Raw genomic sequence first — 25,021 nt, forward strand, 5'->3', positions numbered from 1 at the left:
CAATACCTATATTTGATCTAAATAACCTACATTATGAACCACGAAGAAGCAATACAAAATAAGAAAGATCAGATCGCTAATTCTAATGGAGCACTCAGTGCGGAAACTGTGTATGTCATTCCTGAAATTCGTGAGGAAGCGGATGCTTTTTTAGAGTTTATACTTCGGGGAGCAATTAAATATTCTGATGAGCTCTCTCTTAACTATTCAAGCAATGGAAAGTTTACTGTCTGGATATCTCAATAGTTCATCTTTATTCTTATCAAAGATTGATTACTCAAATCTGACTTTGGGAAATGACTTGTAAAAAACCTAACATCCGAACCTCTACCGAGTAGATTTTTTTTCTAGATTTCTAAATGAAATTGGAGAAATAATTTATTTTACTGGAAACTCTGGCCTTCTCATTTTGTATTTGGTACCATTTAGAGATTCCAAAAAAGAGATCAAGGCAGATTTTTCATCTTTTGTCAGTTTTAATGGTTGCATCAAAGAATCAGTAACAGGATAGTAGGCATCTTTTAATTTTTGCTCAGGCTTTGGGTCGATCATATGCATCCCGCTGTTATAGATGTTTATTATGCCTTCCAACTGGTCAAACAGACCATTATGCATCCAAGGTCTGGTCAGATTAAGGTCTCGTAGCTGTGGTGTTCTGAATTTCCCAACATCTTCGGGCTTCTTCGTGACATTATAAAGTCCCAGATCTTCGTATTCCCTCTTGTAATATGTCAATCCGATATTGTGGAAAGATTCATCAGTCAGGTTTTTTCCATTGTGACAGTTCATGCATCTTGCTTTCGTGCGGAAGATGTGCATTCCGTAGATTTCCTGGTCAGTAAGCGCATTGTATTTTCCATCAATGAATTGGTCAAATCTGCTGGGCTGGCTTTTGATGGTCTTTTGAAATTCGGTAAGCGCTTTTACGATCTTGTCGTAGGTCACTTTTTTATCACCATAAGCGTTTTCAAAAAGAATCGAGTAGCCCTTGATTTTCTGGATTTTTTTTGGTAATTTTTGTACATCCATTGCCATTTCGTGATGAGCGCCAAGTGGACCAGAAGCTTGCTCTTCCAAGGATTGGGCTCGCCCGTCCCAGAAAAAAGCTTTACGATCGGCAATATTGTAAAGAGACATTGTGTTCCTGTTTCCCATAAGATGATCATTTCCCAATGCGACACGTCTTTTGTCTGTCCATCCCATTTCTGGGTCGTGGCAAGAGCTGCAGGAGATTTGATTGGAATTTGAAAGTTTTGGGTCAAAGAATAACATTTTTCCGAGGATTACCTCAGGACGTTCCTGCTCTTTGAAATATAAGGAATCTCTTTTGATGGAAGAGAATTCCGTCCATGTCACGGCATAGTGGATGGTTGGTTTTGGCCATTCTGTGATCGCTTTCTTGTAGCTTTTGACGATCTCCTCGATGCTTGGATCCGGATTGTCCATCAGATCTTGTCCTACTTTTGGAGTAAAACTGAACAATATAAAAACTAAAGCACTGAAAATTGCAAGAAAAAATCTCTTCATCATTAAAATGTTATACCTAAACTAAAGCCGACAAAATTATTGTTTTTTTCTTTGATCCTTGTCGTGGTCCATTGTCCACTTACAAAGAAAGAGGGTAGTTTCTGAATTTTGAGATCATATCTCAACATTGCTCCAACAGTAGTGATATCACTTGTCAGGATTCTGAAGTCATCATAGATCCATTCCAGTTTGCCAGAACTTACATTGGTGTCCAAGGCGTTGATGGCCTTATTCACATTGCGAAAAGCATAATTTGGTTGGAAGGTCAAAACCTGATTTTTATTGATCTCTAGTTTCAAGTCCAAGTCCAATCCCAAAGTGTAAGAGTCGTATTTTTGACCAGAAAAAGGATAGATTCTACGGTCTGTAACTTCCTGATAAGAAAGAAATGGTATTGCCGTTACAGTGTATTTTTCTTGACTGAGTTGATAAAGCCCTTTAATGCTCGTTGTGTAATGTTCTTTTTTGTAGGCTTTTCTTTTGAAGATCACTTCGGTGTTGTCAGAATTGCTGGTGTAGCCATATTCTTCACCCGTGCGGATAGTAGAATTATAACTAAGTATCAGACCTATCCGATTATTATTTAAATTAATGAATTTAGCCGCTTCAATTTGAGATATTTTACTTTCTAGATCACTGGTATCATAATATCGATTGCTATTTTTGGGGTATACACTTTTTACATTATTTGAGCTCGAAAGCGTTCCGATGATGTAAAAGTCTTTCCCATTTTTGCTGGAAATCTGTCCACCAATCTTGTAACCAAATTCCTCAAACTGGGTTTTGAAACTGTTGTTGAAAAAATAATTAGTATAACCAAATCCAATGGATTGATAAACAATTGGATAGCTGACGGCATTCACAAAGCTCAACGCACTATTCTGTGTATACTTATTAAATTCACCAAATATTCCTACTTGATAATTTCTGTACACTTTATAATTGATCCCGGCAGAAAGTAGCAGGTCGGATGTCGTGTTTCTGAGGCGTGGATCCCTTGATCTGTACGCCATTTGAGCATCATAACTTCCGGAAAGGCCAAAAGAATAACGTTTCATCTTTTTTGCAAAACCTCCCGCGAAGTGGTAGTTTTCTAAATTTATATCGCCGCCGACAGAATCTAATGTGACGTAAGGCGCAATTCTTTCAAAATCCAGATTCTCATTGTACCGAAGGTCTTTTCTCGTCATATTGCTATATCTGGCATTGCCCCATACGACGTTATTGGATTTCAATTTCTTGTATGAATTGGTCTTTACACTCATCCCGTTGTCACCAGAACCCATTTGCCTAAGGTAGGTTTTTAGTTTATCTGACTGATAATTTACATTAAATTCCGAGATCGAAAAATCACTATAATCCGACATATTTGCCGGATTATAGTAATAGTTTTTCATTTGTATTCTTTCCTCATTATATTGATTGCTGATCTTTGGAAATAGCCGTAGGCTGTCTTGTCCAAAAGTTAAGGTGTAACCTAAAGAAAGAAAAAAAATGAAGAAAAATTTTGATCTATTCATTATTAGAAAAGATTATTTCCAATGTTATTTTACGATACCATTTTTTAGACTTGGTTCAGAATTGCGAACAAAATCCAAAGTAGAATTGTTGGTGTCTTTGTAAAGGTTTTTACCGTTTGACATCGTTCCAAGTATTTTTCTTCTTACTGTTTTTCCATTGTATCCAGGAGATGCAGTTGTCCATCCTGCATCAATAGAAGGTGTGGTAACTATTTGAAGGAAGTCATTCTCACGGGTTGTGTTAAGTGCATCTACAATCCAAGTATTTGGGATTTTATAAACACTTCTATTCGTAACGCCTCCTGCTGAATTGGTGTAAGAATAATCGTATTTGTTTTGTGCCAAGAATGTCTCAGAAGTCTGTCCTTCCGGAAGTCTTGCCAACGCGTATCCTTGCTGACTGGTTGTGTAGAGGAAAATCATATTGAAAGTCATTTGGGTGTAAGCGATGTTCATATTGGGAACACTTGGGTTGTCGACTTGGCCAAGGCTTGGGTTTGTTGAAGGAAACTCAAAATCGGCATTTGTCAAATTGAATCCATTAGAAGCAGTATGGTCGATCGCATTATCTGCGACAACGATGAAACTTCCTGGCTGCACCGGATGCTCTTTGCCTGTTCCCGGGACAATCATTACCGCACTGATAGGGAAAGCCTGATCAACAATGTTCGGTGTTACCGTCCTAGCTACAGTTGTGAAAAATTCTGAAGTTGCAATCATCAAGCGGTCTGCATAAAGCACGTCATTTGTATTGTTGGTAATTTTGAAGTAACGGGAATTGTTGTAATTTTTACCGTCGTTGGTTTTGACGCCTGCAAAGAACACTTCTTCTATAATAAAGTCTTTGTTGAATTGTTTGATGATCAAAGGCAAAGATAAATTCACCACACCCGTATTAACATCTTTTTGAGCAGTTGCACCTACTTGTACTTCCTCGTTGTCTTTGGTTACAACAGTTCCATTAGCTACGATTTTATAAGACCCATAAGGTAGTTCAAACGAATAGGCACTTGCATTTTCCAATGTTTTTTTTGTGATGGCTCCGGAATTGGTTTCAAGGATTTCAAGTTCAATTGTTTTGAAAGTGGCAATATTGTCGCCTGCCAAAGTTACAGTAAGAACACTTTTGTTAGAAACTTCTGTCCCAAAGTCATCATCGTCGCCAGAGCAAGAAACTATTAATGTAGTAGAAGCTAGGACGGCCATAAAACCGATTGCTAAAAATCTTTTTTTCATAATATATTAAATTTTAAAAGTTATAATTAAGTTCCATTCCGAAGTACGGTTCGTTCCCATCCTTTCTGATGATTTTTGTTCCCAGGAAATAGTATGGATGTTCGTAACTGAATAGTCTGTTTACAAACATTGACGTTTTAAGACCTTTGTAAATAATCTTTGTTACTTTGAAATTCGCCCGGATTGTATAGGTATATCTCCTCGCAAGATTATCAGTGGTAGAAACATTTCTCACAAGCCATTGTTTATAAGTGTCAGTCCTGTCTGCGTCTGTAAAAGGATGTGTCATTCCGTCCAGATCAATATAAGAAATTGGTTCTGGTATTCTTTGATCATATTTCTGATAATTGTACAGAGAACCTTGTATTGAAGTGGAAACTATTAATCCTAAATTTGGAAGGTAAGTATCAACTATTAAATTATAGTTGAGGTTTTCATTCACATATCCAGTAGCATTTTTGTAAATTCCGTAATATGGGTAAGAGCTTCCTGCTAATGAAATATCAGGGCGCTCCAAAACAGGAACCGTATTTCTGTATTGTGTTTTGAACCAGGCTCCAGATAAATTAAATTTGGTATTGATGCCTTTGATCCTCGGGGAAGCGTAGCCAAATTCGATCCCATCTTTAAGCGTGGCACTTCCGTTTTCTGTGATACTGTAATCACCAAATTCTCGGATGGTTTCATATGGGACATTACTCAAATCAGGTCCGTTTTCTCCCCATTGTGACAGGTCGATATAAGCTGTGTTGTATTTCTTATAAGAATGAACTGGGTTTTGTGCTGTGCTTCGGAATCCGTTTTTAAGGTCTTCTTTGTAATAGGTGATGAAGAAGTCGTGACCTTTGTAACTTAGATCCAAACGCATCTCTTTCTTGATGTTCTTTGCAGCAGTTAAGTTTTTATTTTCACGGTTCTGGACATAAGTCATAAAGTTGACGTATCGATAGTTTTCGTCATTATGGTAATAATTCACCTGAGCATAATCCGAAAATTTCTGATTGGGATATAACATTAACAAAGTCGGTTGCTTGTACAGGATTCCGTAGCCTAGTGTTACATCTATTTTCAAGGGATTGTCATTAATGAAAATATGTGGTAGGTTGTATTGGAAGTTAGCTCTGGGCTCTGCGAATATCTTATTGCTGATAGCATAGGAATTATCGATTCCCAGAAGTTTGGAAACCCGAAGACCTGTATACAAAGAAAACTTGTGCTGATTGAGCTTGTAAGACATTTGGTTACCTGCAAAGACAGCCAGATTCTGCCACGCAGGAATGTCATCAAATGCCCTCGGTCTTGCTCCAATAACTGCTGACGGAGGAGTGGACAAATCCCATTGTTGCCCTTTCCCGAAGTTCTTGGAATACTTCCAATCAATCCCTATTTCATAGTCATTATTAAGTTGACCAATTTTATGGGAGCCTGTAGCCTGGGAAAAAATGGAAAGATCCAAAGGTTTTCCGTCCGTAGATGATTCTGCGATGTAACGGGTACTAGGGTAAATCCCAATATTTTCTCCGGCCGTACTCGTCAAAGAAAGAGATCTCGGTCCGGATAGCTGTACCAATTTAACTTGTTCTATGCGCTCGAACCCTTGTCGGATCGCCGTATTCAAAACCAGTTTGTCGAAAATCGCGTTAGCATTAAGTTTGTAGATGAAGTTATTGGTAAAGCTGACACGCTGGTTGGAGTTTGTATAAGAATCTGTCAAGGCATAACCTGTATCAGGGTCATACTTCTTTTTATCGATGTTGTTGGAGAAATCGATATTCGAACGCCATTCTAGCGGTCTTTGCCAAAGATTTGTTTTTAATTTGGAGCGTAATGATGCCGTAATCCGCTGATAGTTTTCAAATTCATCAGTTGGATTTTGCTTGAAATCCAAATAGTCTATATTGGCATTGATACTCCAGTTTTTATTAATAAGAAAACCTTTCCCGACATAATATTGTTTGCTGAAACCATCTGCCTTAAATCTTGCTTCCAAAGGCGAATACCCAATTTTTCTCTCGATTTTGATGACCCCTGAAGTCAAATCTCCGTAAGCAGCAGAAGGGATTCCCCTTATAACCTCTACTTTTTCAATATCATTGGTGGATATCGTCCGCATATCGACACCAGTGGATGACGTTGCTCTGTTGCGGACAGCATATCCCATTTGCGCATTGTCAACAGATGTTTGCAAGTTGGCATTGGTATTCCAGACATTGTCATCTATCATAAACTGGACACCAAGCGATGTAGTGTTGTATGCTGTATTGCTGGTGGCTGTGATTGGTCCTCTGTTTTCTCGTAAAGTCACCTCATTGGTTACACTCAAGTTGGGATCCTTGGACAATCCACCGGGAAGTAATTCCATTAGATCTGCAAAACTCGAAGGTTGCAAATGTTGCATTGCCTGTCTGTTGATGACAGATTTGCTGGTCAAGCCTTTACCTTCCTTGGCAGTAATAATAACTTCTGCAATTTTTGTCACTTTTTTTAACTCTATCGTGTGCGTTTGCTGACTTTCAACGTTCAGATGAAATTCTTTTTCATCGTAACCATCGCGCGATATGAGTATGATGTGTCTTCCTATTGAAAGATTTAGAACGGCAATCCCATCCTTATTGGTAAGTACGGCTTGTTCTTGGTTCTGTTTTACTGTTGCATTCACCAATGGTTCTTTCAAATCATTGAGAACTTGAATTGTAATAGGAAAACTTTCGGATTGTGCTTTTACATTGATGCACACAAAACTCAATAGACAAAGACAGAAGTATTTAAACACACCAGTTATTTAAAATAAGGGTGCAAAAGTATAGATTAGATTAAGCTAATCCAATTTTTATTTAGACTTATTTAAAATAATAAGTATGATTTTTGTCTTGTTTGGATAAAGATCTAACAGGTATGAGTAAAAAAGTTACCTTGATATGGTCAGGAGAAATAAGAGCCTTTCTATTTTATCAGTAAAGAGAATAGTAGGATCTTAGACATAAACTTGCCTTAAAAGTGACAGGCAGAATCCTATGATCGGCGGTTGTATCAATTACTCTTTTCGGAGCGAGGTGTAATTTTATAATTAGTGAAAAAATATTCTGAGGCACCAATTATTAAAATAAAGTTAAATCTATATGCAAGTGAGATCTGGCAGAATATTGTTTGTATTTTTATATCAATGATGCAGAAAATAATTAAAATGACCTTTTTGAAAAATCCCAAAATAAAAGCCGTCTTCTTTGACGTAGATGGAACACTATTCAGTTTTAAAACAAAATCAATTCCGGAATCGACTAGGAAAGCTCTAAAGAAGCTTCGGGAGAATGGAATCAAGGTTATCGTTGCAACCGGTCGGTCAGTCAACGATCTTAATCATATTAGACATATTGAGTTTGATGGTTTTCTTACGTTCAATGGTGGGCATTGTACGACAATTGACGGTCAAGTGATGTTCAGAAAAGTAATCAGCCCTGATGATATCAGAAATCTGATAGATTACTCGGAAAGATCTGAGGTGAGCTTTTCCTTGATGTACGATGATAAAGTAAGAATCAGTCACGAAAGTCCAAAGGTCCTTGAACTGTATCGTCACGTTGATATTCCTGTGCCGCCTTTATTTGATAAAGAAGATGCTGATATTGAAAATGTTCTGCAGGTCAACGTCTTTATTGATCCTGAACATGATGATTCCTTTATGCAGGAGGTCATGCCAAATTCACTGTCTTCAAGATGGACACCGTTATTTGCGGATGTCAATCCCGAAGGCGTAAGCAAACAGGGAGGTGTTGAATATTTTTGTAAATATTATAATATCGATATCTCTGAAACAATGGCTTTTGGTGATGGCGGAAATGATATTTCTATGCTGAAGTCCGTAAAGGTAGGCGTTGCCATGGGGAATGCCGGAGATAATGTCAAGGAAATTGCCGACTATATCACGGAAGATGTCGATAATCGCGGAATAGAAAAAGCATTGATGCATTTTGGGTTGTTAGATGAAACTTCGGCAGATGTTAAGCATGAGTAATTCTTTTTTTGAATGATCTCATAAATTGCATGTTACATATGTGCTTTAATCCTTCACTATTTTTGTCGTGATTTCTCCATTCCAATTTTTTAATTATACGGTATACAGTTTTTTTGAAGTTTGACCATTTGATAGATATTACGGTTCCAAATATATCTGATGTAATATTTTTCCTGATGATTAAATTCTATGTTGAAAACAGTTTCAGAGAAAAAGTATTTTCATTTAAGGGGTCAGATATAAAGCGATAACGTTTTATATATCTTCCAGATTTTGTTTCCTTCTCTCACCAAATTGTTTATAAAAAGAAGGGCTAAATCCTGTTATTTTTTTAAATTGATTGGAAAAGTGTGCTACACTGCTGTAATTCAATTTGTATGATATTTCAGTTAAATTCATCTCATTGTAAAGTATCAGTTCCTTGGCTCTCTCGATCTTATGGATAATAATAAAACGCTGAATTGTGATTCCCTTAACTTCTGAAAATGTATTAGCAAGATAAGTATAATTATACCCTAATTTTTCGCTGATATATTCTGAATGATTTTTTGATGGCTGCTCATCTGAGTAATGTATCATCTGGATAACAACAATCTTTATTTTTTCAATTAGAATGCTTTTTTTGTCGTCCAAGAGCTGCAATCCTGACTTCTTGAGGATTTCCGCTAATTCCCTTCTTTTATTTTCACCTGTTCTGGATAATGTTTCCACAAGCACCAGGTCTACACGTAAATATTGTATTTTCAAAGTATCGAGTGCGTTCTCTACAATAAGCTTACAGCGCATACTTACCATATGTTTAATATATAATTTCATATCTCTCTCTGCAAAAAGGCATTGGATAATTACACATTTGATCTTAATAAATTCTGATCGTACTATGGCTAATCCAAAAGTGTTTTTTGTTCTAGAATCGCTGTAACTAATTAATACCTATAAAATTTTTAAGTTGTAATTTACGCATGTTGCACAGCTTACCTGTTACAAAAGAATTAATTTAACTTACACTAATCACACATTAGTTGTGATTTTTTTTCAAAAAAAGTGTGATAATTGCAAGTATTAATTAAAGATTTACAACATAGAAATTTAAAAAAAAACCGAAATTTGCTGCAATGATTTTCGATTAGTTATTGATTGTTAAATAATTAGAAATCTATATGATTTTACAAATGCAGGCGATGAAAAAACTGTTCTAATTATCATTACAATTGAAATTATTTAGAAATTCAGAAGTACCTTTATAGTGCTTTTAACAAATATGGTAGGCTAATATTTAGTCTGCCGATTTGTTAGAAGATAACTGTTGAGTTCACGGTATCTATACGAAGAATACCAACACACTAATTCTTTTTATTCTTGGAATAATATTTTTATCACTGTACATCAATTCCGCCCTCTTAATATTTTTTGAGACGTTTCTGTTTTAAGATAGATTTGGATGTGCTGCCTTTAATATATTTAATCCTATTCAATCCCATCTCATATATTTATATCGCCTTTGTTTTGTCCTGACGTATCCAATATCCTGGATTCGTGATCTAAGGCATCTTCATTGTCGTTATGATGGTAGCCGTCGGAAAATGACAAACCTATTCGATGATTCCAAATAGAGAGAAATAGCATCTTTCTTGACAAGTATTTTTTTCTAAACTGTCAGAAAAAATGGGTCATGTCAAAATATTGCTCTGCCGCACAAATCAAGGTTTCAATGAAAATTCATCTCTTAACTGGGATTTATATTATTTTAATCATATATGCTATCATTCTAGCCTGATTTGAAGCAGAGAGCTATTATAAATAGCTCCATTATAGAGTTTTATAAATACGTTATATTATCTTATCAAATTTATGATCTAAATCATAATGTTATCAAAATAACTATATTTCGATCATAAATTTAGAAATAAGAGTTTTTTCTTGTATTATTAATACTAATTACGTTAAATATTATGAATTTATTAATTGAGGTCTGATATTTGTAAAAGTGACCATAAATAAATCATAACGTATGAGAAATAGAACTATTATTAAAATCATTCCGGTTGTCAGCGCTTTTATATTTTCTAATATATCAGCTCAGCGGGGAGTTCCTCCAAAAGACGTAACCACAATTACGCATTCTACAAATTATGCCCAACATCTGGATTTCCTTCCAGAGATGGTCAATCTTTTAAAAGTACCTGACGGATGGAAAGTTTCAATTGCGGCATCAGGTCTTGGAAAACCCAGGATGTTATATTACACACCTAACGGAAATCTCTACATCACCAGACGTGACACCGGAGATGTCCTTCTTCTGAAAGACCCAAATGGTGACGGTAAATTTGAAGAAGTTAAAACCGTTGCTTCCGACTTCAAAGGGGTTCACGGCATCACAATGAAAGACGGGAGGCTTTATTTGTGCAACAATAATGAATTGCGAAGATACAAAGTGAATCAGGATGGGACATTAGGTGATAAAGAAATGCTCTTCAAAGATATGCCGAGTGCAGGACAACATCCTAACAGAACTATGGATTTTGGACCCGATGGTAAACTTTACATTTCAATCGGATCGCTATGTAATGATTGTAAGGAATCTGATAGAGAGGCAGCAACTTTGGTGCAAGTCGATCCCATAACTTGGAAACGTACTATTTTTGCATCAGGACTTAGAAACACAATTGGATTTGGCTGGAGTCCTGTCAACGGCGAATTGTGGGGCGTTGACAATGGTGGTGATGCAAAAGGTGATGACTGGCCGCCTGAAGAACTAAACAATATCAAAGAAGGAAAAAATTACGGCTTTCCGTTTGCTTACGCAAAGAAAGAAGTCGATATATCCCGTGAAGATCCTGCCGGGAACAGCAAAGAAAAATGGGTAGAAACTACAGAACCTTCAGTTATGGAGTTTCAGGCGCATATGGCACCCATCGGATTTCAGTTTTTTCCCGCTGGTTCGCCATTCAGTGGTGATGCGCTTGTCAACTGGCACGGATCCTGGAACCGAAGTAAATCTGTAGGTTTCAAAGTGCAAAAGATCAAATTTTCAAATGGTCAGCCGGTGGCAGCAGAAGATTTTTTGACTGGTTTTCTTCAGGGCAAAACAAGATTTGGGAGACCTGCTGGTCTTGCTATAACTCCGACTGGAACAGTGTTTATTTCGGATGATGCAAACGGTGTTCTTTATAGTATTAAACAAAAATAATAATTATGAAAAAAATATTAATCTGTGTCCTTTTTACAGGCTGTACGGCCGCAATTCCGGATCAGCCAACTGCAAGAATAGAATTTAATGCACCCGAAACTTACCCTGAAGGAATTGCTTACGACAGTATTTCAGATGTTTACTTTGTTTCTTCAGCTAGGCTTGGTAATATTGGTAAGGTAACCACAGCTGGCATTTACAGCACAGTAATTACTGATCCTACCTTCAAATCTAGTTATGGTGTTAAGATACATCCTGATGGGAAACGTGTTTTTGCCTGCGTAGGTGATGCGAATTACAGCAAATTCAGCACGCCTGAAACTAAGAAAAAAATGGCCCGCCTTGTCGGTATCGATATGGCTACAGGGAAAAAAACAGATGATATAAATCTGGCACACCTAGTTCCCGGGAATCATTTCCCAAACGACCTCACTTTTGACGGTCAACAGAACGCATACATAACAGACAGTTTTGCTAATGTCATTTATAAAGTAACTCCAGGTGGAAAGGCATCAGTTTTCACAGATAGTTCTATGTTTAAAACAGAAGGTGTTGGTCTCAATGGGATCGTTTATCATCCATCCGGATATCTGCTTACAATCAGTGGTGCAACCGGAACTATATATAAAATAGACCTCAATACACCGAAAAATGTCACAAAAGTGATGACCGACCAATTTTTTATGAATGGTGACGGACTGCTGCTTACCAGTAATAATAAACTTGTGGTGGTACAAAATGGAGGAAGCGATAAAATATATGAACTGACTTCGATGGACAACTGGTCATCAGCAAAATTATCTGCATCAACGTTAGGAGCAGACCGTTTTACTTATCCCTCAACCGCTACAAAAGCAAAAGATAAGGTTTGGATAATGAATGCCAAGTTTTCAGAACTCACAGACAGCACAAATGTTCCTTCTAAAAAATTTGCGATACAGCATGCGAGGTTGATGCCGTTACCGAAATAATTACAAAACAATATCAGATTTGCTGGATTTTTATTTATCATACCCCCATATAAATATACAGGAAAGAATACATTTTTAGATGGTGTGCTAATTCATATGTATTTCTAGGCTTAGTTTTTGTAAAGAGAACAATATCAATCACTAACCAATTAAAAAAAATATTATTATTATGAAAAAATTGATTTTAAGCTCTATGGCATTGATAGCGATCATAGCTTGCGAAAAGAAAGAAACAACAAGTGCAAGTGGCTCAGTTGACAGTTCAGCGGTAACGGCTGATACTTCCGTTACGATGACCGACTCCACATCGGTAGCTCCAACTACAAACCAGAGCAACTCTGACTTAACAGATCAGGATAAGAAATTTGCTGACGCCGCTGCACAAGGTGGGATGGCAGAAGTGATGCTTGGAGAGCTTGCTTCATCAAATGGAACCAATGCGTCGGTAAAAGCTTTAGGCGCTATGATGGTAAGGGACCACGGTAAAGCTAATGAGGAACTCAAAAGCTGGGCTTCGGCAGCCGGATATTCATTACCAAGCTCAGTCACTGCGGAGCAGCAGAAGACCTATGATGAGCTGAAAGCTAAAAAAGGCGCTGAGTTTGACCGTATGTTCGCAGATGTAATGGTTAACGATCACAAAAAAGTTTTAGCCGCGTTTAAGAAAGAATCTACGGAAGGTAGTGAAGCATCCCTTAAATCATTTGCCACAAAGACGGTTCCGACTTTGGAACACCATTTAATGGAGTCCGAAAAAACAAAATCAACTGTCAAATAAGCTGATTAAATCACATTGGTGCTTGGAAATGACACATATTTTCCCAATTAATAAAGGGAGAGGCCTGATATCAGGCCTCTCCCTTTATTTTAATCAATCTATTTGAGTATTACATTTCTTTTTAATTTGTATTCTAAGCTCTTATTAAAGTGCATCACGTTATTCTCTATGTGCGAGTTATTGGTGTAAGACCATTCAATGCCGAAACGTTCGGCAGTTTTCCATTGATATCAAATCTGGATCCGTGGCAAGGGCAGTCACAAGATACCTCAGAAGGATTCTAAATCTTAGTTTTATCAAAACTGTTCCAGATAGTTTATACAATAGGTGTTACTAAGTTTTAAGTCATCCAAGATCTTTTTTCCATTGGATCTTCATATTTGAATAAACAGGATTTTCTTCGGCCTCTTTCCATTTTTTATAAAATATCTCAGCCGCTTTTGCTTTTGCAGGGTCACCTGTACCGCGTTCGTTAAGTTTGTAATCATTGTTGGCATCATACTTTTTTCCGCCTTTATAATTGAAATAACGTCTTGCTCTTGTAAAACCCATTTGAAGATATTTTCTAGCCATATCAGCTCCTACAAAATCGTTTTGTTTGAGGTATCTGATAAATAGGTCAAAAATTTTCTCTGAACTTTCTGCAGCGATCTCTGAATTTTTAAATCGCCAGTATTGACCGATTTCCGATTTATAAGGTTCACAAATCAAGACCCCCTGTTCTCCTTTGCCAACCCTGTAATTTTCCGGATATTTGCGGTAATCAATACCGGGCTTCCAGAAATAATTTTCAGATTTAAAATTCAGATAACTTGGTTTGTCATTACTCATTAAAATAGATAAACAAATGAGGTGCCTAGTCATTTATTTAGACCCTTGGACAGTAAAATTTGTTGACATTACTTTCTGTTTGAATTCTATATTAAATGAAGATAATCACATTCATGTGGTATAGCGCACGGTGATATTTTTAGGATGACTATGTATTGATTAAATATCCGCCAAAAATAAAAAAGTAACTATGTCATGGCTATTATTGCGTTTCTCTTTCCCCTGATCATTGGATATATGATAGCAAAATATATTTAAAACTGACTGTATCAAACTTTCACTTTAGTTGAACAATGATTCATCACGGGTGGCTTGCTTTTGGTTTTGGTAGTGGATATGAAAAAAAAACTGATATACGACCCGAGTATGGATACTTTAAGCGCTGAAGAAGTAATTCTTCTCAAGCGCGCGTGTAATTCTATTAAGATATTTGTCGGACGATCGGCAATAATCAATCATACGAATTATCGAACCAGAGATGCACATGCAACAACTTATTTTAATTTATGTGGGACCTTTTCAGTCTATGACAATTTTGAGGAACATATTGTTTTTCCAGCAGGACATACAGCCTGCATCATTAGAATTTCCAATCCCCATATGAAGCTGGTGTCGCAAAAAAGAACAATCCCTACTTACGGATTTTCACTTAAGATCTTCAATAATCAAGAGACGATCCTCAATTTGCCTATGGTCAATTTCCCATTGTTTCCAATAATCAGTATCTCTCGGTTTCTAAAAATATTTACAGCCCTTAATGTTTTTTTTCAGGTGGCTTTCTGCAGAAATTTTGGCAAACTCTCAAAATTGCAAAAAATACAATAGCAGTAAGTCCGGGGTTCTTTCATCCCTCATTTATGATACAGGTCAAAAGATTTCTCGCAAAGTGGAACCATTTCATTCTTTCTCATGATTATCATAGTATTGGTGCTTATAGATTGGGTGATCACATTGTAAAATATAAACTGGTTCCTGTAGCGGTGGATGTTAAATCAGCTGAGAAAAGAATCGATCAGGCTATAGAAGATTATTTTTCCAATCATCATTATGAACTGGAACTGATGGTACAGTATTGTTACAATTTAAAAGACCAGCCTGTCAACCGGTTAAATAAGATGTGGAAAGATTCTGATTTTATTTCTATTGGCAGAATTAAGATAAACAACCTTATTGATAAGGAGGATAGAGCAGTGGAGGAGATGTCATTTAATCCATTTGAAAGTATATCCGGTCTTAAACCTGTTGGGCGAATTCAAAAATTGCGTGATGAAGCCTACAAGATCTCATTGAAAACCAGAAATGGAAATTAAAGATTGATCTGACTATGTTTTTGTCATAACGATATATCACGGTCTACAATAAGCATTGGGTTATTCCTAAGTTTCTTAAATTTTACAAAACAAAACTATCTAAGCAAATGGTTAGATAGTTTTGATATTGTAATGCATTTTATTATGTAGAAAATTTAATCTCACTAATTAAAAATTCACCCTGATATCAATGGGCTGCTTCATTTTGATAGTTACCTTATTAATATCTTCTTCAACATTGAATTCAGCTTTTGAATAGAGACCGTCGTCCTTCTTCTGCTGTACTTCTATATCACCGAATCCTATTTCTTCTTTAGGTATTTCAATAAAGTAGTCTTCGGTTTCTTCACTTTTGGAAAAGTGTTCCTTTTTAAAATCTATGAATTGCATATCAGTAATGTATTTGGTTAGGTAATACACCTATCAAATACCATACAAAATCAGTGTTATTGCAAGCATTTTGTAGGTGTGGTATTTGTGCTTATCTAAATTTCAACGCAATTAAATACTGATCAGCTCGTGACATATCAGTTAAATAGTGTCCGGGCTCATACAGTTGAAAATCCCGATATGTTGGGATTTGTTTCTAACGATCAGACCATTAGTCACCTTTTTTATGATCGTGTTTTTTAAGAGAAGGCTTGTTCTTTGGCGTTTCCTTATTGTCATGCTGACGTTTGTCCAGTTTTTCTGTGGATTCCGCCATTTTTTTTGGTCCCGGTTTAATTCCCATAATATCAAAATTTAAAGTTTAACGAACTAATATTTAGAAATTAACTTCATAACTAATGCCAATCTATTACATACCAGCGAATTAGTCTATGAGCGAAGATTATTTGAGATAATGTGTATTGTTTGAATGAATATTCCACTTTATGTATTCCCTTAATGTAAAGAGATTTACAATGCAATTGTGGTTGTGCCTCAAAAAAGATTCGGCCGTTTACCAATAAAAAAATGCTTCATTAAGTAAGAATGACTTGAAAATTTTATGTCCGGTCAAGTTCGATCCAGACAGGAGCATGATCACTCCTTTTTTCCCAGCCGCGGACTTCCTTATCGACACCTCCATGTATCAGGCTGGACTTCAGATAGGGGCTGAGAAGAATATGATCAAGTCTGATTCCCGCATTTCTGTCGTACGCTTTGTACAGGTAGTCCCAAAAAGTATAGATTGTTTCGTCCGGAAATAATGTGCGAATAGAATCTGTCCATCCATTTTTCAACAGTTGGCTGTAAGCATTCTTGACCTCTGGCTGATAAAGTGCGTCATCTTTCCATCTTTCAGGTTTGTAAACATCCTTTTCAGTCGGAATAATATTAAAATCACCTATTAATATGGCAGGCAGATCCATATCGATAAATTGCTTTGTTCTTTTTTTAAAACGCTTGATCCAATCCATTTTGTATTCAAACTTAGGCCCCGGGAAAGGATTTCCATTCGGTAAGTAGAGACAGCAGATGACAATCTGGTCAATGATGACTTCGAGATAGCGGCTTTGGATATCATCTTCATTACCAGGGAGAGAACGTTGAACCTCTGTCATTTCGAACCCTCTCGACAAAATCGCCACGCCGTTCCATTGCTTCTGTCCTTGCCAAATGGCCTGATAGCCTGCTTCATTGATTTCCGCAATGGGAAACTTTTCCTGCGGTGCCTTCAATTCCTGAAGGCATACGATATCAGGTTTTGCATTTTTCAGCCATTTAAGAAGGACAGGCAGGCGGCCATTGATGCCATTTACATTATATGTGGCTATTTTCATCGCAGTGAATTTGGTTTATATTAATTTAAGTTGTTTTCTGAACTGTAGTCGGTCTTTTCATTCATAATACCGTGTGTGGGCGGTCTTTTTATTCTTTACTAAAGATTCATTTATCTGCTTTGAAAGAAAACGAATTATCAATAATCAACAAAAATTGTACTAATGATAAATAAGCTTACTGCATTAAAAAGTTGGTATTATGACTGTGATCATAATAAATTACAAATCAAGTTACTAGATTTGAATATCACAAAACAAATTATTATGAAAAAGTTTCTTTTAGCATTTAGTGTCTTAACTATTATGAGCTGCTCAAAAAATGATTCCTCACAGACCAGTTCCACGAGCAGTGATTCTTTAGCATCGGATAGTACAGCAGCCATTCCAAATCCCGCACCTCAGACTGACAGTGCTACAGCTTCCGCATCAGCAGCAACTTCTGGAACGATGTCTGACAGTACCTCAAATTCATCTCCTTCAAGAAGGGATTCTGCCAGATAGCTCAGTTTGACAAGTTATTAAACGTTTTTTTCCTAAATGTTAATTGCAGATCGAAGATTTACATTCTGATAAATTTCCGTAGATCACATTTTCATCTTGTAAGAAAACCTTTTTATTTTTTCCTGCAAAAAAATGCTGTTTTGGCCTTTTTAAGCCTCTCAAATTATATGGAAAACGACGGCACATGCCTCCAAGTCGAAATGTAATATATCCTTGCCAAGTTTAATTATTTGGTATTTTAAATTAGCATATTCGTATTTATAACTAATCATTATTGTGTAATATGTAATTTTACATGTTATTGTCTTGCCTGGGCATAAATTTTGAATGATGCGAAAAACAAACTTGAAGATGAAAAATAATTATATCAAATTAATTATATGTTTCTATTGATCATAGTACCAGGTCATTTGGGATTTTAAAATTAGGATGTTATGGTTATCAAGCAATGTATTTTAGAGTCGGTCGGTGCAATTACGAAAAATTGTGACTCCGCTGAAACAATATTTTTGGAAAACGATGTTCCAAAATTCTATTACCAGATCATCAATGGTAAAATCAAGCTTAACAACTACAATCCAGAGGGCAAGGAAGTTCTTCACAACATCCTTGAAAATGGACAGAGCATAGGAGAGTCCTCACTTTTCCTTGATGGTACTTATCCGGTAAATGCTATTACGTTAAGTTCTTGTGTTGTTTTAGTGCTGCGGAGATCTGCTTTTATGAATCTTTTAATGAATAATCCTAAAATAAGTTTGGAAATCAATAAGCGCATTTCCAGTTTTCTCCATTTTAAACACGTGATGGTACAAATCATCTGTACACATAATCCAACGGCGAAATTAACAGCATTACTGGATTATTTGAAAAGTATTCAAAAGATACAGGAGCCTTTTGCTTTTCAGGTTCCCTTTACCCGTCAGGAATTAGCCAATTTGACTGGACTTTGTGTTGAAACCACTATAAGGACTGTCAAAATAATGGAGAGGAACAACATTGTCAAGATTAGGAATAGAAAGATCCTATACTAAGATAGTATGTTCAAATTTTTTATTTCATTCCTAGAATGTTACCAAGGTCAGAAAATCTGCATTATTTAAAAACTATTTTGTCAATGTCAAAGTAACGATTCAAAATTATAATTCATGAAATTTTCAGAAATACTTCTACAAAAAATCAGCTATTATTTGAGAGATAGAAATGAGAAAATCTCTATTGCCGAAAGCGTCACCTCAGGATGTCTGCAGCTTGCCTTTTCGAAAATGCCCAGTGCGGAACAATTTTTTGAAGGAGGATTGACCGTCTATACTATCGATCAAAAAGTCAAGCAGCTAAATATTGACTATAATGAGGCAAAGGCTGTGAATTGTGTTTCCAAAAATTTGACGGAGGTTATGGCTCTTAATGTCGCAAAACTGTATGGAACTGAATGGTCTATTGCCACTACGGGATATTCAACACCGATACCGGAATCCGGAAACGATCTCTTTGCCTTTTATGCATTAAGTTATAAGGGAGAAGTTATAGTGTCGGATCGCATCGATCTGCACCCCTTAACAAAACCTTTGGATGCTCAGAATTATTTTGCCGAGTGCGCATTAAGCTGCCTGACCAGCGAAATTAAACGACACTTACCTAAAGCACATTAATAAGCATAATGTTAAATATAGATTAAGGATATGGTATTTTAAAACTACCAAGTATAAACTAGATTTAAAACATACTATAATACATAAAGTAATGTCTAAAAATACACTACTTCTGCTACTGCTTAGTTCATTTTCTTATGGCCAAAGCTTTAGCCAGCTTATGGCCTATTCTGGGTTTTATAATAAAAACATAGATTCATTCATCAACTATATGAACAATCCACCTGCTGTCATTTCCTCAAACGCCGGCATTCAGCAAATGGTCTACGAAATGGATGGTTTTCAGATTGGTATTGAAGAACATCCTTCCAATAACGGCAAGATCGGCGAAATGTTTATATTTCAGATTGAGGCAAAAGATGCACATTCGGACTGGCTAAGAATTCACGGACGAATCAGCAATGACAGATCGTTCAAATTTATCAAAGGAATGTATGATGACAAGTACATAAAACACAATGAACTTGCGTTGGATCGTTTACTAGTACTTTTGGACACAAACAATAACAAGCACAATGTAAGATATGCGGTCAGATATAAAAAAGATCTTGCCTATTATACATTATCAGTCATCGACAGTAATATGGTATTAACAATTGATGACAAAAACCACTAAATCGTTTCCATCTACGATAAAATCTCATATAAAAATAATAACCCTATTGTTCTACGCACACTCCTAATTTTAAGACAATCTTCTGATCTTAACCTCCTGCTTGATCTTTCCATAACTGAAAATATTAGCTATGATAATTAAGAGAAAGGGGATTGGAATCAATGTGTAGTATCCAAATCCTTTGGTGAACGTGAAATAATTGCAAACAATTACAAGCAGTACAAAAAATACCATAAACCCAATAAATTGGTTTTTTGCCCTTTTAAGGGTTATAAGCAATGCATCATTGGATAATTTCGAAAGGTTTTCTGATTTTTTCATTTTATGATGTTTTCGTTAGAGAATGCAATTTGAATTCCAAATTTACCTTGAAAAATTTCCTCTCAGGTTCTACTGAACTGCCAAGTTTAACGAGGATGATATAACCGAATACAAAAAACTTTTATCAAAGTTAATCTTCATTAATTTGATTATAAAAAGGATATTGTATCTTTAATTTAAAATATTATTGGGTGATTCATTATATTAAGTTGATCATTCTTTTCATTCTCCCTTTGAATCTGCTGTCTGCGCAGACTCCGCAAAGTAGTAAAATGAAGTCGACAACTACAAAAACACTTTCGAAAGGAGAATTAGCGGAACATCAATTTAGATCAAAAACCCTACAGGACACAGCAAAAATTAATATTTTACGGAAAATCTGCAGAGAATATATCGATGTCGATAATCAGAAATTACAGAAATATGCTACTTCTATGCTGCAGATTTCTGAAAAAATCAACGACCAATCCGGAAAAGCTGATGCCTACAATTTTCTTGGCGTAGTGGAAGATATTAATGCCCATTACATAAAAGCACTGGAATTTTACAAAAAATCACTGCAACTAGCCAAACCGGCAAAAAAAACGAAATTAATAGCAAGTGTGTCTAATAATATCGGTTTGCTGGAATGGAAATCTGGAAATTACAAAGAATCGCTGTCAACATTTTTCTATGCACTAAGATATGCGGAATCTATTGGTTCAGATAAAATTCAGGGAAATATAAGCAGTAATATTGGGCTTGTTTATCAGGATATTAACCGACCTCATGAAGCGCTGATATGGCAGAAAAAAGCATTGGCTTTCAGGATGAAAGATAAAAATGAGTATAACCTCGCCAGCAACTACAACAATCTGGCAAATGCGTACTCGATTGTTAACAAACACGATTCTGTATTTTTTTATCACCAAAAAGCCATTGATTTACAGACGGAAATAGAAGATAACTACGGTTTGGGAATAAGTTATTTAAACGCCGGCATTGAGTATAAAAATATTAAAAATTATAGTAAGGCACTTTGGTACTATGAGAAAAGCAAGGCTATACGTGAGGAAATAAAGGACAGTTTGGGTCTTAGTTTTACCTATATGAATTTGGCAGAAACTTACAAATTAACTGGTAAACTAAGCAAGGCGATCATTTTTGGAGAAAAAGCACTGGCTGTTTCAAAAAATATAAAATCAAATGACCGGATTGCGGAGAGCAGTAAAAGCTTGGCAGACAGTTATAAATTATCAGGAAATTTGGGTAGAGCAATAGAATTGCAACAACAGTACACCACTTATCAGGATAAAATATTTAATGATGAAATGATCGATAAAGTCGCTTTTTTAAACATTAGATATGAAACTGAGAAAAAGGAAAAGGAGCTCAGCTTAACGAAACTCAAAGTGTCTAAAGAAGTTTTGGCATCAAAGCAGAAAAATATCTGGCTGATTGTTTTGGCAGGTTTCTTCATTGTGGGTTTACTTATATTTAGAAATCTCGCTATAAAATCCCGGCTGAACCAAAAACAGTTAGCACTAGAAAATGATTTGCTTCAGGAACAGAATATTTCAAAAGCACAACAACAGAGGCTTGAAATATCGCGGGATCTTCACGACAGCGTTGGTTCCCAGCTGACGTTGATGAGCTCTACTTTGGACAGTCTGAAAAATTCAGAAAAAGATCCTGTAAAATCGAAAGAAAAGATTTCTTCTCTATCATCTTTTGTGGATCTTTCGATATCTGAATTGAGAAATACCTTATGGATACTGAATGCAGATGAAGTTTTTCTGGAAGATCTTCATCTTAAAATTCTGAATTTTATCAATAATGCTTCTGAAGCGAAAGAGGATATTAAATTTAATTACCAATTTGATATTCAAGAAAATGTAAAAATCGAATCTAAAATCGCCGCCAATATTTTCAGAATTTTGCAGGAGATACTCAACAATTCTTTGAAACACAGTGATGCCAGGTTAATTGATATTCGAATTAATCAGAATCTGAATAATTTAAAAATGATTATTTCTGACAACGGAAAAGGTTTTGATTTTGAAATGGAAAAAGACAGTTCATTCGGACTTTCCAATATTAACAAAAGAACAGATGAACTTTCTGGAACACTCGAGTTGGAAACTTCGCCTGGAAACGGCACAAAATATACTATTGTAACACTTTTGAAATGATAAAAATCGCCATTGTAGAAGATAATAAAGTTGCCTTGAAATCTTTAAAAGAAAAAATTTCGCTATATCCTGATGTTTCAATAGTTACAACCGCTGAAAATGGAAAGTCAGGCATCGAAAAAATTGTGCAGAACAGCAATGCAGATTTGATTTTTATGGATATTGAAATGCCTGTAATGAACGGTATTGATGCAACATTCCTGATCAAACAGAAATTTCCTGAAACCAAGATTGTGATGATCACAGTGTATGACGATGACGACCACATTTTCAGTGCGATTCAGGCCGGTGCTGACAGTTATATTTTAAAGGATACAAAAGCCGAAAAAATTTATGAAACCATTATCGATACAATGGCTGGCGGCGCGGTAATGTCTCCATCGATTGCCGTAAAAACTTTAAAATTACTCAGGAAAGGCAACGACACTGTACAGCCTCAAAGCAAAACGGCAGAAAATCTGCTTTCGTCAAGAGAAAGCGAAATTTTAGAATATCTTAGCAAAGGTTTAACTAATAAAGTGATTTCAGAACAGCTTTTTATTTCGCCTTTTACCGTGAAAAGACATATTGAAAATATATATCAGAAACTTCAGGCTCATAATCGCACTGAGTTGCTTATGAAAGCACGTGATCAGAATCTTTTTTAGATCTTTTACCTTATTTTTAATGTAAATATTAAATCCAGCTTAATTTTTCATATTTCATTCTGAAATAAAAATGGGCTGAACAGCCCATTGCCCAAAAATGCTGTTCCAAATATCTTTGTAATAGGATGATATGAGACCGGAAAACAAGATTAGTTCTGATTAATTTTCCAGTCTCAGAATCTTAAATCAGAGATTATGGGAAAAATATTTAAATTAGTTTTTTTAGGACTATTTTTGAGCGGAATCTGTGCCTCAGGTCAGCAAATATTGTCTCAGGAAGCTATTGCCGCATCCCGACAAAATAATTATCAGCCCGCTCTGCAGGAATTGACTAAAGTCATCGAAACCAATCCGAAAAATGAAGCTGCTCTGACCCAGCGCGCCAATGTATTAATCAGGCTCAAAAGATTTGATGAAGCTTTGATTGATGCTGAAAAAGCATTTATAATTAATCCTCAAAATCAAGATGCAAGTTTCCTCGCCGCAACATCATTGATATCAAAGGAACAGAATATTCAGGCTTTGCAGTACCTCGATGCTTCACTGAAAATAAAACCGGATTTTTATCAAGCCTTGCAGTTCCGAGGAAAACTTCATGCTAAAATGAATTCTGCAGACCTCGCCATTCCTGATCTTGACAAGGCAATTTCCCAAAATCCCAAAGATCTTGAAGCCTATCTGTACCGAGGAAGAATGCGTACCAGAAAAATAAAATTCGTAGATGCGATGAACGATTTTCTATTCATCATCAACAATGCGCCTGCAGATTCTCCATTAAAAGATTTAGCCAAAACAGATTTCGAAAAAGCCCATGCGGAATATGAAGAATATGAAAAAGCAGGTGGCGCATTTTTCAGACTTTCCCAATAGAAAACACAGAAGTATTTTCATTTTAAAAACGACCAATCATGAAATCATCCCGAATAATATTTGCCGAATTTGTCCTGTTTAAACAATTATCAGTTTTAAAGTGTTTTTTGATTGTTGCATTTACAATTGCAGCCATCGGAACTTTTAATTCTCAACAGAAAGATCCTGATTATATAAAACTTACTAAAATCAGTTATACAACAGGAGACATTGAGGAAGCCAATCGTCTGCTGACAATTCTTGAAAAGAAATATCCTGAAAACGGCTATATTTTAGCAGAACGCGGAGGATGGCAAATGTATGGAGATAACGACGTCAATGCTGCGCTGGTAACACTTTCCAAGGCTATAAAGTTGTTGCCTGACGACACTAATATTCTTACACTTCGGGGAATTGTATTTTACAGAAAAGGTTTGGTTGAAAAAGCCGTTGAAGATCAGAAAGCCGCTTTACTGATCAATCCTGAACCTATTCAGTTTTACATTAAACTCGGCGGTTATCACTATGCTTTGGGAGATTATGATGCTGCATTATCTGTATTTTTAAAAGGAGTGGAAAAACATCCATCGCAGGCAGAAATGTACAAGGAAGCTTTTGCAGCTTATGCAAAACTCAACAATGTTAACGGGGCGAGAGACCTTTTCAACAGAGGCATCCTTGTTAAAAATATGGACACTGGTTTTCTGCGCTGCTACTTTGGGAATTTCTATATGAGATTGCAGATGTACAAAGAAGCTTCCGAACAATATCAATTGGCTTACGATGTGCCCGAACCGCATATGTATTCTGATGATTACAACAATGCCGCAATTTCATTTATGAAGATTGGCAATTTAAATAAGGCGCTTTCATTGATCAGTATTGCCTGCGAAAAAGATCCTTCAAAACCGGAATATTTTACCAACAAAGCAGATATCGCAATGAATTTAAAAGACTATGAAACGGTAATTTCTTCGGCGACTAAGGCGATTGCTGCAGATGAAAATAATGCTCTTGCACATATGTATATGGCAATTGGCTTCAAATGGGGCCGCAACGATACAGCAAAAGCAGAATGGTATGAGAACAGAGCCAATGCGCTCGACGCCGCATCTAAAAAATAGAA

Annotated in this window: 24 protein-coding genes; 14 read left to right on the forward strand and 10 right to left on the reverse strand. The window is 36.1% G+C overall.

The features are described 5' to 3' along the window. Positions 1–33 precede the first annotated feature (33 nt). Positions 34–246, forward strand: a complete 213-nt coding sequence (locus LUD75_RS18310; protein ID WP_232707251.1) for a hypothetical protein — start codon at positions 34–36, stop codon at positions 244–246. A gap of 132 nt (positions 247–378) precedes the next feature. Here the strand turns inward: LUD75_RS18310 and LUD75_RS18315 are convergent, their stop codons facing one another. From LUD75_RS18315 to LUD75_RS18330, 4 genes are all read right to left on the reverse strand, one after another. Further along, positions 379–1,527: a cytochrome c peroxidase gene (locus LUD75_RS18315; RefSeq protein WP_232707304.1), complete on the reverse strand. Its 1,149-nt coding sequence runs from the start codon at positions 1,525–1,527 to the stop codon at positions 379–381. Positions 1,528–1,529: 2 nt separating this feature from the next. After that, positions 1,530–2,924: a DUF6850 family outer membrane beta-barrel protein gene (locus LUD75_RS18320; protein ID WP_232707252.1), complete on the reverse strand. Its 1,395-nt coding sequence runs from the start codon at positions 2,922–2,924 to the stop codon at positions 1,530–1,532. A 147-nt stretch (positions 2,925–3,071) separates the two neighbouring features. Beyond that, complete coding sequence (locus LUD75_RS18325; RefSeq protein WP_232707253.1) at positions 3,072–4,283, reverse strand: DUF4876 domain-containing protein; 1,212 nt, start codon at positions 4,281–4,283, stop codon at positions 3,072–3,074. Positions 4,284–4,296: 13 nt separating this feature from the next. Continuing rightward, entirely contained in the window at positions 4,297–7,056 is a 2,760-nt protein-coding gene (locus LUD75_RS18330) for a TonB-dependent receptor plug domain-containing protein (RefSeq protein WP_232707254.1), read from the reverse strand. A 390-nt stretch (positions 7,057–7,446) separates the two neighbouring features. Here LUD75_RS18330 and LUD75_RS18335 point away from each other — a divergent pair, with 390 nt between their 5' ends. Beyond that, entirely contained in the window at positions 7,447–8,295 is an 849-nt protein-coding gene (locus LUD75_RS18335; RefSeq protein WP_232707255.1) for a Cof-type HAD-IIB family hydrolase, read from the forward strand. Between the two features lie 255 nt (positions 8,296–8,550). Here LUD75_RS18335 and LUD75_RS18340 read toward each other — a convergent pair whose 3' ends face one another. Beyond that, positions 8,551–9,111 carry an AraC family transcriptional regulator gene (locus LUD75_RS18340; protein ID WP_232707256.1) on the reverse strand — a complete coding sequence of 187 codons (561 nt, stop codon included), beginning with the start codon at positions 9,109–9,111 and terminating at the stop codon, positions 8,551–8,553. A gap of 1,195 nt (positions 9,112–10,306) precedes the next feature. Here LUD75_RS18340 and LUD75_RS18345 point away from each other — a divergent pair. The 3 genes from LUD75_RS18345 (at position 10,307) to LUD75_RS18355 (ending at position 13,234) form a co-directional block, all read left to right on the forward strand. Continuing rightward, positions 10,307–11,485, forward strand: a complete 1,179-nt coding sequence (locus LUD75_RS18345) for a PQQ-dependent sugar dehydrogenase (RefSeq protein ID WP_232707257.1) — start codon at positions 10,307–10,309, stop codon at positions 11,483–11,485. A gap of 5 nt (positions 11,486–11,490) precedes the next feature. Next, positions 11,491–12,456, forward strand: a complete 966-nt coding sequence (locus tag LUD75_RS18350; RefSeq protein ID WP_232707258.1) for a gluconolaconase — start codon at positions 11,491–11,493, stop codon at positions 12,454–12,456. A 169-nt stretch (positions 12,457–12,625) separates the two neighbouring features. Then, on the forward strand, positions 12,626–13,234 hold the full coding sequence (locus tag LUD75_RS18355; protein ID WP_232707259.1) for a DUF4142 domain-containing protein: 609 nt from the start codon (positions 12,626–12,628) through the stop codon (positions 13,232–13,234). Positions 13,235–13,579: 345 nt separating this feature from the next. On the opposite strand, the gene LUD75_RS18360 is transcribed toward LUD75_RS18355, so the two are convergent. Continuing rightward, the gene (locus tag LUD75_RS18360; RefSeq protein ID WP_232707260.1) at positions 13,580–14,065 is read right to left on the reverse strand and encodes a DUF4385 domain-containing protein; all 486 of its coding nucleotides are present in this window, start codon (positions 14,063–14,065) and stop codon (positions 13,580–13,582) included. Positions 14,066–14,922: 857 nt separating this feature from the next. On the opposite strand from LUD75_RS18360, the gene LUD75_RS18365 reads away from it, so the two are divergent. Continuing rightward, positions 14,923–15,375 (forward strand): hypothetical protein, encoded by a 453-nt coding sequence (locus LUD75_RS18365; RefSeq protein ID WP_232707261.1) that lies wholly within the window; start codon positions 14,923–14,925, stop codon positions 15,373–15,375. A 168-nt stretch (positions 15,376–15,543) separates the two neighbouring features. Here the strand turns inward: LUD75_RS18365 and LUD75_RS18370 are convergent, their stop codons facing one another. The 3 genes from LUD75_RS18370 to xth all read right to left on the reverse strand — a co-directional run bounded on the left by LUD75_RS18370 (position 15,544) and on the right by xth (position 17,141). Continuing rightward, entirely contained in the window at positions 15,544–15,765 is a 222-nt protein-coding gene (locus LUD75_RS18370; RefSeq protein ID WP_232707262.1) for a hypothetical protein, read from the reverse strand. A 211-nt stretch (positions 15,766–15,976) separates the two neighbouring features. Beyond that, complete coding sequence (locus LUD75_RS19155) at positions 15,977–16,108, reverse strand: hypothetical protein (RefSeq protein WP_262908233.1); 132 nt, start codon at positions 16,106–16,108, stop codon at positions 15,977–15,979. A gap of 256 nt (positions 16,109–16,364) precedes the next feature. Further along, complete coding sequence (gene xth / locus LUD75_RS18375) at positions 16,365–17,141, reverse strand: exodeoxyribonuclease III (RefSeq protein ID WP_232707263.1); 777 nt, start codon at positions 17,139–17,141, stop codon at positions 16,365–16,367. Between the two features lie 264 nt (positions 17,142–17,405). On the opposite strand from xth, the gene LUD75_RS18380 reads away from it, so the two are divergent. The 4 genes from LUD75_RS18380 (at position 17,406) to LUD75_RS18395 (ending at position 19,907) form a co-directional block, all read left to right on the forward strand. Beyond that, positions 17,406–17,642, forward strand: a complete 237-nt coding sequence (locus tag LUD75_RS18380; protein WP_232707264.1) for a hypothetical protein — start codon at positions 17,406–17,408, stop codon at positions 17,640–17,642. 434 nt (positions 17,643–18,076) lie between these two features. Next, positions 18,077–18,673, forward strand: a complete 597-nt coding sequence (locus LUD75_RS18385; protein WP_232707265.1) for a Crp/Fnr family transcriptional regulator — start codon at positions 18,077–18,079, stop codon at positions 18,671–18,673. A gap of 114 nt (positions 18,674–18,787) precedes the next feature. Further along, on the forward strand, positions 18,788–19,291 hold the full coding sequence (locus LUD75_RS18390; protein ID WP_232707266.1) for a CinA family protein: 504 nt from the start codon (positions 18,788–18,790) through the stop codon (positions 19,289–19,291). Positions 19,292–19,382: 91 nt separating this feature from the next. Beyond that, complete coding sequence (locus LUD75_RS18395) at positions 19,383–19,907, forward strand: hypothetical protein (protein ID WP_232707267.1); 525 nt, start codon at positions 19,383–19,385, stop codon at positions 19,905–19,907. Between the two features lie 69 nt (positions 19,908–19,976). Here the strand turns inward: LUD75_RS18395 and LUD75_RS18400 are convergent, their stop codons facing one another. After that, positions 19,977–20,228, reverse strand: coding sequence for a hypothetical protein (locus tag LUD75_RS18400; protein ID WP_232707268.1), 252 nt, complete (start codon positions 20,226–20,228; stop codon positions 19,977–19,979). 191 nt (positions 20,229–20,419) lie between these two features. On the opposite strand from LUD75_RS18400, the gene LUD75_RS18405 reads away from it, so the two are divergent. The 4 genes from LUD75_RS18405 to LUD75_RS18420 all read left to right on the forward strand — a co-directional run bounded on the left by LUD75_RS18405 (position 20,420) and on the right by LUD75_RS18420 (position 25,019). Continuing rightward, positions 20,420–22,399, forward strand: a complete 1,980-nt coding sequence (locus LUD75_RS18405; RefSeq protein WP_232707269.1) for a sensor histidine kinase — start codon at positions 20,420–20,422, stop codon at positions 22,397–22,399. Beyond that, entirely contained in the window at positions 22,396–23,046 is a 651-nt protein-coding gene (locus LUD75_RS18410) for a response regulator transcription factor (protein ID WP_232707270.1), read from the forward strand. The genes LUD75_RS18405 and LUD75_RS18410 overlap by 4 nt, the downstream gene beginning before the upstream one ends. A 195-nt stretch (positions 23,047–23,241) precedes the next feature. Continuing rightward, positions 23,242–23,916: a tetratricopeptide repeat protein gene (locus LUD75_RS18415; RefSeq protein ID WP_232707271.1), complete on the forward strand. Its 675-nt coding sequence runs from the start codon at positions 23,242–23,244 to the stop codon at positions 23,914–23,916. Positions 23,917–24,023: 107 nt separating this feature from the next. Then, the gene (locus LUD75_RS18420; protein WP_232707272.1) at positions 24,024–25,019 is read left to right on the forward strand and encodes a tetratricopeptide repeat protein; all 996 of its coding nucleotides are present in this window, start codon (positions 24,024–24,026) and stop codon (positions 25,017–25,019) included. The last annotated feature ends 2 nt before the right edge of the window (positions 25,020–25,021 follow it).

The sequence above is a fragment of the Epilithonimonas sp. JDS genome (genome assembly GCF_021261315.1).
Classification (GTDB): Bacteria; Bacteroidota; Bacteroidia; order Flavobacteriales; family Weeksellaceae; genus Epilithonimonas.